8 protein-coding genes are annotated in these 7991 nt (G+C 38.8%); 1 reads left to right on the top strand and 7 read right to left on the bottom strand.

What is annotated here, in order from left to right; genetic code table 11:
- Positions 1 to 368 precede the first annotated feature (368 nt).
- The 6 genes from IJ535_RS02610 to IJ535_RS02585 form a co-directional block, all read right to left on the bottom strand.
- On the bottom strand, positions 369 to 1331 hold the full coding sequence (locus IJ535_RS02610) for a PfkB family carbohydrate kinase (RefSeq protein WP_294298475.1): 963 nt from the start codon (positions 1329 to 1331) through the stop codon (positions 369 to 371).
- On the bottom strand, positions 1331 to 2812 hold the full coding sequence (locus IJ535_RS02605) for a glycoside hydrolase family 32 protein (protein WP_294298471.1): 1482 nt from the start codon (positions 2810 to 2812) through the stop codon (positions 1331 to 1333). Before IJ535_RS02605 ends, IJ535_RS02610 begins: the two co-directional genes overlap by 1 nt.
- A gap of 206 nt (positions 2813 to 3018) precedes the next feature.
- Positions 3019 to 3765, bottom strand: coding sequence for a hypothetical protein (locus IJ535_RS02600; protein ID WP_294298466.1), 747 nt, complete (start codon positions 3763 to 3765; stop codon positions 3019 to 3021).
- 51 nt (positions 3766 to 3816) lie between these two features.
- Complete coding sequence (locus IJ535_RS02595) at positions 3817 to 4662, bottom strand: extracellular solute-binding protein (protein WP_294298462.1); 846 nt, start codon at positions 4660 to 4662, stop codon at positions 3817 to 3819.
- 16 nt (positions 4663 to 4678) lie between these two features.
- On the bottom strand, positions 4679 to 5575 hold the full coding sequence (locus tag IJ535_RS02590; protein ID WP_294298458.1) for a carbohydrate ABC transporter permease: 897 nt from the start codon (positions 5573 to 5575) through the stop codon (positions 4679 to 4681).
- A gap of 12 nt (positions 5576 to 5587) precedes the next feature.
- Positions 5588 to 6472, bottom strand: a complete 885-nt coding sequence (locus IJ535_RS02585; RefSeq protein ID WP_294298453.1) for an ABC transporter permease — start codon at positions 6470 to 6472, stop codon at positions 5588 to 5590.
- Positions 6473 to 6771: 299 nt separating this feature from the next.
- On the opposite strand from IJ535_RS02585, the gene IJ535_RS02580 reads away from it, so the two are divergent.
- Entirely contained in the window at positions 6772 to 7758 is a 987-nt protein-coding gene (locus IJ535_RS02580; RefSeq protein WP_294298450.1) for a LacI family DNA-binding transcriptional regulator, read from the top strand.
- Between the two features lie 43 nt (positions 7759 to 7801).
- On the opposite strand, the gene IJ535_RS02575 is transcribed toward IJ535_RS02580, so the two are convergent.
- On the bottom strand, positions 7802 to 7991 hold a 190-nt coding region (locus tag IJ535_RS02575; RefSeq protein WP_294298448.1), incomplete at its 5' end, for a hypothetical protein.

The raw sequence follows: 7991 nt of genomic DNA, 5'->3' as shown, positions 1-7991 counted from the left end.
CGTAGCTCAGAGGCTTTTTGACATGCAGGAGTACTACGATAACCTCAATAAAATACAAAAGGAGCTCATAAAAATGAGAGTGGCCTGAGGAATACAATATTAACTGAAAGATGAATTTACACACAAATATGGACTTGACTAATTCTGGAGAAAATATACTCGAAATCATCCCTTAGCAGGCCTTATCTATAAAAATGAGTATGACTAATGTGAAAAATCGCAAAAATATACTCGATACAGCTGTATCCCAGCTGCTCACACCTGATTTCCAGTATATTTTTGAAAAAATTCACATTAGTCATACTCATTTTGCAGTGGCAGGCTTTTTTAGCGTCTTATTGGGTTTGACTTTTGCAAAAATGGGGCGATTATATACTAAGTTTTATCAATGCCTTTATCTCATCCACTGTAGGCATTACCTTTAGGGCGCCGCGTCTAGTGGTAATGATAGATGCTGCTGCATTTGCCCATGTTAGCATGTCCATCAATGATTGCTCATCATAATTATCTATGCCCACTTTCAAAACAGAGTTAAGAACTGATGCCATAAAGGTATCCCCAGCGCCTGTGGTTTCGATAGTGTTTTCATTTAAAAATGGGTCACATTTTACCACCATATCATCATAAAGAGCGTAGCTTCCTTCGCGTCCAAGTGTAGCGCATACCAGCTTGATGCCATACTTTTCTTTTATACATTTGGCACCTTCTAATACATCAGATTCACCTGTAAAAAAGGTCACCTCATCATCAGAGATTTTTAGGATGTCGCATTGCCTAAAGCCATAGTCCATCTTCTCCTTAGCTATTTTAAGACTAGACCATAGTGGAGGACGCAGGTTTGGATCAAAACTAATAAGAAGCCCTGCCTCCTTAGCCTGATTTATGGCGTACACTGTGGCTTGCTCCACACTAGTATGTGTCATGGACAGTGTGCCAAAATGAAAGATTTTTGACGCCCTAATAAGAGAAACATCTACCTCCTCAGGGCGCAGCATTACATCTGCTCCGGGGTTCCTGTAAAAAGAAAAATCCCTATCACCATCTTCGTATGTATGTACAAATGCAAGTGTGGTATGTACCTCATCATCAAAGCACAGATTAGAAACATCGATTCCGATTTCCTTAACAGTGTCTGCTAACATGTGCCCGAAATTATCATTTCCCACCTTGCCAATAAAAGCTGTTGACTTTCCGTAATTTTGAAGCATGGAAAGCACATTGCATGGTGCCCCGCCTGGGTTTGCTTCTAAGATAGGGTTGCCCTGTTCACTAATTCCATTTTCGGTAAAATCAATCAAAAGCTCTCCAATAGCAACAACATCTGCACTCATTAAAACAATCCTTCCTCGAAATCATATTTTGTAATGTCCATTACCACAGTCTCATCCGACATAAAAGTGATTTTATCTGCAGCTATATCTGTATCTATTTTCATAGATGCTGCCTGTTTTCCTTCATTTACAAATACTTCTAAGGTGAATCTGTCGATAATAATTCTAAGTTCGATTGTCCCGTCCATAAAATCTACCGAAAATTCCCTTTCCGATAATGATGAATTTCTTACACCACTATTTGTTCTATCTAACTTGATGGTTCCACGTTTTGAATCCACCTTAATTAGAGTTTCATGAACATCATCTTTTGCAAGCTTCATTGTAAAACAATAATCTGATTCTAGTTTCTTAAGGCTTAAGCTTATATCAATTATTCTTCCGCTTATCTCATCAAGTGATTGCTCCTCTTGAACATGAATACAATTATATGTCACTTCGTTTATACGATAATTATCAAGCTCCTTAATAGGCTGCTGATACACATGACCATCCTTAATCTCAAGCTTTCTAGGAAGTGTCATTGTAGAATAATAATCATGCAAATCATTTCCACAATTAACTGTCTCCCAGTTTTGCATCCAGGCAATCATTACTCTTCTGCCATCAACGGTTTCAATAGTCTGAGCCGCATAAAAATCTGGTCCAAAATCAATAGGCAAAACTGTCTGCCTATCAAAATCTAAAAAGCCTTCGCCCTCTCCAATCAAGAAGAAATTGTTAAACCCAGGGAAAATATTATCTCCCTTTCCTTCAGTTTCCTGAGGGCTTACAATAAGCACCTTTTTATCATCAAGTGCAAAATAATCAGGGCATTCCCAGATTCTTCCCACCTGATTATCCGAGCGGTCTAGCACCTTGTTAAAGCTCCATGTGATTGCATCATCACTTTCGTATACAAGAATCTGTCCGCTTCCATCTGGATGTCTATTGATAGCAAAACAATAATACTTGCCGTCATATTTTATAATCTTTGGGTCTCTAAAATCATGCCTATCCCCACCTGCAGGGATCATATCAGTAGAAATTACAGGATTAGAGCTTACCTTTTCAAAATTCACGCCATCTCCTATAGCAACACTTTGCTGCTGATAATCCCGGATTTCACCATCACTATCTTCCCTTCTAAGGACACTTGTGTACATGAGCAATAGCTTACCATCATCAAGCTCTATAGCGCTACCTGAAAAGCATCCATCCTTATCATATTCTTCATCTGGTGCTAACGCACATGGCAGGTACTCCCATTTGATTAAATCCTCAGATGTGCTATGTCCCCAGTGCATTGGGCCCCAGTGGTTATTGTATGGATGATATTGGTAAAACAGATGATATTTATCACCAAATCTGCTAAAACCATTTGGGTCATTTATCCAGCCCACTGTTCCAGTTAAATGGAACAATGGACGGATATCTTTTTTATCTTTAGCTAAATAGTTATTCTCGTAGTCTCTCGCTTCCTGTAATTTCTTGCTAATCATTATATCTATCCTTATTCTTTTATATTATGACTCTTATTCTGATAAAAAAACATCCTTCCATTTCATTCTCAGGATGTTTTAAACAATATTCGGAATCTCTTGATTTTTCTATGAAAAATCAATCTTCCTCATATTGTTAGGAGTCATAAGTCAAAATGAGATTTTAACAAGTTAAAACTCATTTTTGACTTTTGACTCTTTTATCATTACATTGCTTCTTTATATCTGTCGTATGCATCCTGATATACCTTAAGTAATTCCTGCATACCACAGCTGTTGTTAAGCATATCAACATAAGCTTCCCACTCTTCATCTGTAGGGCCGCCTTCCTTAAGCCATAAGCCTTCCTGCTCGCTTACCGCATTTTCGAAGTCAGTTCTATAAGTATCAATTGTTTCAAGCTCATCTGTTGTGAATACACAGTCGATAGGATATACGCTTGTATCCTTTACCTGTGGCATCCAGTAATCGTAGAGGTCTGTTAAACGCTCGATTGCTCTGTCTTCCATATTAAATGTTGAAGAATAGTAATCTGAAAGAATAAGCTTAGGACCTGCAACCTCGTAATAGCCCTTAAGCTCGCCTGCACCCTTGCCATACTCTGCTTTTGCCTGTTCTTCTGTAATAGAGTTCCATACTCCATTCTCGTCCTTGTCCTTGAAATATACTCCTATAGGACCATACTGAAGCTGCATTACAGTCTCTGGCTCATACCACTTATCATAGAATGAAAGTAAAGCTTCTGGATTACCACAGGCACTTGTTACTGAAAGATTTCCTGAGTTGGTACCGCCGCCTGTTCTGATTGTTACATTGCTTTTGCCTTCATACTTTGTTCCTTCTGGACCTGTAAGGATTGGAAGGAATACATAATCCTCAGCGTAATCGCCCATAAGCTCCTCGATGTACCACCATGTAGAAACGCCTACATAACCCTGCTGGCACTTTGCCATAAGCTGTGTATCATCCTGTGAGAAGATTTCCTGGTCAATAAGACCTTCCTTTTACCAATCACTGAAATATGTAAGTGCATCACGGTATTCCTCGTTGTCACAAACAAAATCAACCTTGCCATCAGAATTTAAAACTAAATCGTTGCAAACATCATTAATCCAGTTTGTAAATCCAAAGCCAGCATAGAATACATTCTGACCCCAGCACCACTGATCAAAACCAGTAGACATTGGGATTGTTGAACCTGCTGGTGCGCCATATGTCTTTGCTGCCATATCATTTTCTCTGAATGCCTCAAGGGCTACCTTAAGTTCATCAAGTGTAGATGGCACCTCAAGACCAAGCTCATCAAGCCACTTCTTATTAATCATAGAAAACTGTGGCACTGAGAAGATTGAATAATCCTCATCCTTACCGATACCTGCTGTACCCATCTGCTCTGCTGATGGAAGACCATAGATGCTGCCGTCTTCCATTGTAATAGCAGCCTTAATCTCTGGATTCTCTTCAAGGATAGCTGTAAGATTAGGCATTGTATCTGCATTTATATAATCTGTTAAGTCAATAAATGTTCCATCACTTCCATAGTTTGCAAGATCATAGTTAGAAAATCCAACGCCCTGATATGCATCAGGCAAATCTCCACCTGCAATTTGAATATTAACCTGTTCTTCAAGAGAATCACTCATGGTGTTCCATGTAATCTTAATTCCCTGCTCTTCCATAAGGCTATTAAGAACCTCATTATCATCATAGCCTGGTGACAAAGCAGACTGTCCACCTACAATTGTAAAATCAGTCTGATTTTCATCTTTTTTCGCTGTCCCCCCACCACAAGCAGTTAGTGACATAAGCATTGTGGCAATCAAAATTCCTGATACTACTTTCTTTTTCATACGTTCTCCTTTCGAATTAACCTTTTACTGCGCCTGCCATCATACCCTTTTCAAAGTACTTCTGTACAAATGGATAGATGATAAGCATTGGAGCTGCTGCAACTACAATTGAAGCAAACTTTATCATTTCAGTCAGTTTGTTCAGTTCAGCATAGCCACCTGAGATGGTGCTGGCCTGTGTAGCACTGGCAGAGCTTTTAATAAGAATATTTCTAAGTACAAGTGGAAGTGGTGCCATCTCTGGCTTTGGCAGATAAATCAGTGCCGTAAACCAATCATTCCAATATGCAACCATAGAAAACACAACCATAACAGACATAATAGGCATTGATAGTGGTATTACAATCTTTAGGAATACCTTCAGCTTGTCACAGCCATCTATCTGAGCAGCTTCGATAAGTTCATGAGGAATGCTTGTCTCAAAATAATTTCTAACAAGAATCATATTGGCAACAGATACGCCACCTGGAATAAACAGTGACCACATATTTCCAATAAGTCCTGTATCCTTAACAATCAAATATGTAGGAATCAATCCACCACCAAAGTACATTGTGATTATGAAGAAGAGACTGATATATTTTCTTCCTGGCAAATCCCTCTGAGCAAGTGGATATGCTGTTAAATAGAGCATAGTCACAGAAAAGATTGTACCTATAATGGTATATTTGATTGAATTAATATATCCCGTGTATAAGCTGGGATCTGAGAAGACGGCTTTATAGCCCTTTAGTGAAAAATCACTTGGTAGAAGGAAGGTTTTCCCAGCATATACATCATACGGATTTGAAACTGAAGCTACTAATACGTAGTAGAGAGGATAAGCTATGATAATCATGAGAGCGATTATTATTACAAGTAGAATGATATCGCTCATTTTGTCTGATAAGCCTAATTTACTATTTTTCTTCATATCTATAATCTCCTAAACAAAATCTACATCAGAATGCTTTGTTGCAATTCTATTTACTATTATCAAAAGAATAAGATTAATAACTGTATTAAAAAGTCCTACCGCTGTGGAATAACTGTATTTAGCATGCTCAATACCCTGTTCGTAAACATATACTGAAATAACATCTGATGCTGCCTTATTAAGATCAGTCTGAAGCAACCATACCTTTTCAAAACCGATGTTCATAAGTGCACCTGCACTCATAATCAGATTAAGTATTGCCATTGGAAGGAGCGCTGGAATATCAATATTAACGATTCTCTGCCATACACTTGCTCCGTCTACCTTTGCCGCTTCATACAATGATGTATCTACTGTTGCAAGCGTAGCCAGATAAATGATGCAACCCCATCCAGCATGCTGCCAAACTTCTGACACGATGTATATAGTTCTGAAGGCTGATGCTTCTGTAAGGAAATCAATCTGTGTCCCCATCAGAAGATTAAGCAATCCACCTGAAGGAGAAAGAAATATTTTTATCATACCGCAAATAACCATTGTGGAAATGAAATGTGGCGCATAAAAAATGGTTTGTGCCAACTTTCTTAGCTTTAAAAATCTAAGCTGATTCAAACAAAGTGAAACGATAATTGGAATAGGAAAACTCCAAAGTAAAGTAAATGCACTAAGAAGAAAGGTGTTCTTTATCATTCTCATACAATTCGGAGAACTAAAAAACTTCTCAAACCACTGCAATCCTACCCATTCACTTCCTGTGATTCCACGACTTGCTTTGAAATCTCTAAACGCGATTTGGATACCATACATAGGAATGTATTTGTAAATAAATGTGATTACCACTGGTATCAAAAGCAATAAATACATTTGCCAGTTAGCCTTAATGCGCTTCTTCATAAAATCCTCCTGTGAAACGTTTCATTATCTTTTAAAATATAAACGCCCGATTGACTGGGCGATATTTTTTTCGTGAAACGTTTTATTGATAGTTAATAAAATAGCATTAGGGCTCTCTGGTGTCAATCAGTTTTGCTGATTCCCTTTTAATTTGTGGGTTTCTACAAATCTAATAGTTAAATTTTGTGCATATTTTTTCCGCTTTACTATAGGGCCTATTTATACTAATATAGTAGTTGTTTGTGAAATGTTTCACTTCTATTTCACATTGTTTCATTTAATTATTATGGGAGATAAATATGAGTAAGAGTACTAAACAACCTACCATGAAGGATGTTTCCCGCCTGGCTGGTGTATCCCTTGGCACGGTTTCAAAGGTTTTCAACGGAATCCCCGTTGGTGATGAATACAAATCAAAGGTAGAGGCTGCTGCCAAAGCCTTAGGCTATCAGGTAAATGTTTATGCAAGAGGCCTTCGTGCCAGCAAGACAAACACTGTGGCTGTAATCCTTCCTAATGTAATCAATCCATTCTATTCTAATATGGCTGATTACTGCTGTCGCAGGCTTAACGAAAAGGGGTATCGTATGCTTCTTTCCACCACATCCTACGACCCTGACACAGAACAGGCCTGTGTGGATATGGTTCAGCAGAACAAGGTAGACGGAATAATAGCCATCACCTACAATCCTAAGCTGGAGGTTAACGAGGACATTCCTTTTGTTATCATAGACAGAAAGTTCCACGCCAACATTCCTTGCGTTTCCTCTGACAACTACACCGGCGGTCAGCTGGCGGCTGAAAAGCTTATTGAAAAGGGCTGTAAAAAGCTTCTGTTTCTCGGCATTTCCTCACATGTTCCAGGCGAGGCAGACAAACGAAGCGTTGGCTTTGAAAACTACTGCAACAGCCAAGGTGTAGGATGCACCATCCACCGTGTTTGGGATGAGGATGGCATAGATGAAATATTTAGCTTTGTAGACGACTCCACCACAAAGGGCAAATTTAAATACGATGGTATATTTTGCGCTACTGATGCGCTAGCTGTTCAGATTATAGACCGCCTAAATAAATTAGGCGTATCAGTTCCAAAGGATGTTCAAATTATCGGATACGACGGAATCAAAATCTTCGGCTTGGACAAATATCCATGTTCAACTATAGAACAACCCCTAGAGCAAATGGCCACCACCGCTGTGGATATTCTATTAAGCGACAAAGACAGTAACCATCCTGCACTTATCTGCCTTCCTGTTAGATACTGTGAAGGCGGCACCACTAAATAAAATAGCCATCTCCCACGTTACATGGGAGATGGCCCTTTTTATTTTATGGTCTGAATAATCTTTCAAATATAGATCTAATAGATTGAATTAGTAGATTGAACAGCTGAGTAATAACCTCTATAACCTCTTCAACTGCCTCAGCCACCTTGTCCTTACTGATTTTATCATCATCTGGATTAGATGGTTCATCAGTGCCAGAGTCATCACCTGGTGTTACTATCGGCTCATCTGGG

This window comes from Pseudobutyrivibrio sp., from assembly GCF_017471675.1.
GTDB lineage: Bacteria > Bacillota > Clostridia > Lachnospirales > Lachnospiraceae > Pseudobutyrivibrio.
Note: the sequence above shows the minus strand (reverse complement) of the source record. Positions and strands in the feature narration are given on the sequence as shown.

Excerpts from the sequence above, each read along its gene's own strand:
- IJ535_RS02585 (WP_294298453.1), bottom strand. The coding sequence starts at position 6,472 with ATGAAGAAGCGCATTAAGGCTAACTGGCAAATGTATTTATTGCTTTTG.
- IJ535_RS02610 (WP_294298475.1), bottom strand. The coding sequence starts at position 1,331 with ATGAGTGCAGATGTTGTTGCTATTGGAGAGCTTTTGATTGATTTTACC.
- IJ535_RS02580 (WP_294298450.1), top strand. The coding sequence starts at position 6,772 with ATGAGTAAGAGTACTAAACAACCTACCATGAAGGATGTTTCCCGCCTG.
- IJ535_RS02595 (WP_294298462.1), bottom strand. The coding sequence starts at position 4,662 with ATGAAAAAGAAAGTAGTATCAGGAATTTTGATTGCCACAATGCTTATG.
- IJ535_RS02590 (WP_294298458.1), bottom strand. The coding sequence starts at position 5,575 with ATGAAGAAAAATAGTAAATTAGGCTTATCAGACAAAATGAGCGATATC.
- IJ535_RS02600 (WP_294298466.1), bottom strand. The coding sequence starts at position 3,765 with ATGGCAAAGTGCCAGCAGGGTTATGTAGGCGTTTCTACATGGTGGTAC.
- IJ535_RS02605 (WP_294298471.1), bottom strand. The coding sequence starts at position 2,812 with ATGATTAGCAAGAAATTACAGGAAGCGAGAGACTACGAGAATAACTAT.